This window comes from Neorhizobium sp. T6_25, from assembly GCF_002968555.1.
Classification (GTDB): Bacteria; Pseudomonadota; Alphaproteobacteria; order Rhizobiales; family Rhizobiaceae; genus Neorhizobium.
Genome location: NZ_PVBL01000065.1, coordinates 1 through 1,047, shown reverse-complemented (window position 1 = coordinate 1,047; position 1,047 = coordinate 1). Strand labels below are relative to the sequence as shown.

Annotated in this window: 1 protein-coding gene; it reads right to left on the bottom strand. The window is 58.8% G+C overall.

Annotation, left to right across the window (positions count from 1 at the left end; all coding sequences use genetic code 11):
- Positions 1 to 15 precede the first annotated feature (15 nt).
- Positions 16 to 959, bottom strand: a protein-coding gene (locus C5L10_RS33330; RefSeq protein ID WP_205837129.1) for an IS630 family transposase whose coding sequence is annotated in 2 segments (ribosomal slippage) — positions 16 to 623 and positions 623 to 959 — 945 coding nt in all. Because the reading frame shifts where the segments join, the coding sequence is not laid out codon by codon here.
- Between the last annotated feature and the right edge of the window lie 88 nt (positions 960 to 1,047).

Below are 1,047 nucleotides of genomic sequence, written 5' to 3'. Positions count from 1 at the left end.
TAGAGCACATCCTGTTCAATCCGGGTCATATCCAGCAGCCCTGAAGTAGTTTGCGCATTCTGCCGGTGTGAAGCGGGGGATCAAGGCGCCGACGGCATCCCATAGAGCATCGACCTTTCGCTCCGCCCGCGCCCGCAACATGGCTTTCAATTTCGAGAATGCGTTTTCGATGGGATTGAAGTCGGGACTATAGGGCGGCAGGAACATGAGCTTGGCGCCGGCCCGCTCGATGGCATCCCGCACACCGGATGTCTTGTGTGCCGGCAAGTTGTCCATGACGACGACATCACCGACCTGAAGAGTCGGGACCAGCACCTGCTCGACGTAGGCCAGGAAGACGTTACCGTTCATGGCGCCATCATAGACAAATGGCGCGGTCATTCCGGTGAGACGCAATGCTCCGGTGAAGGTCGTTGTTTTCCAATGGCCATGTGGCACGCCGGCGCGGCAACGCTCGCCTCGAATTGCACGCCCGCGCAGACGTGCCATCTTCGTCGAAAGGCCGGTTTCGTCTATAAATATTAGCTTCTCGGGATCGAGGTCGAGCTGACCATCAAACCAGACGCGCCGGCGCTTCAGGACATCCGGCCGGTCTTGCTCCAGTGCATGTGCGGACTTTTTTTAAAGGTCCATCCGCGGCCTCGCAACCAGGCACCAAGTGCACTCCGGCTGATCCTCACTTGCCGCTCGACGGACAAGCGCTCGACCATTTCATCGAGCGTTACGTCCTTACGGTCTTCGATTAGCTCAACAACGAATGCCTCGTGTGCGTCCAGCACCGACGGTCGTCGCCAACCTTGCGGCCGGGAGGTCGGCTCGCCGTCTTTCGCTCTTGCGATCCACCGGATGGCCGTCGAAATCCCAACCCCGAACCGGGCTGCGGCTTGCCTTGCTGACATGCCGGCCGCAGACGCCTTTAATACGCGTTGTCGAAGATCATCGCTCAATGCTTGCGCCATCACCCACCTCATCGCTGTAGATGTTGAATCAGCTTCGGCTCGCCGCGTCACCTCACAATCGATTCATCGATCACAGGATCTGCTCTAG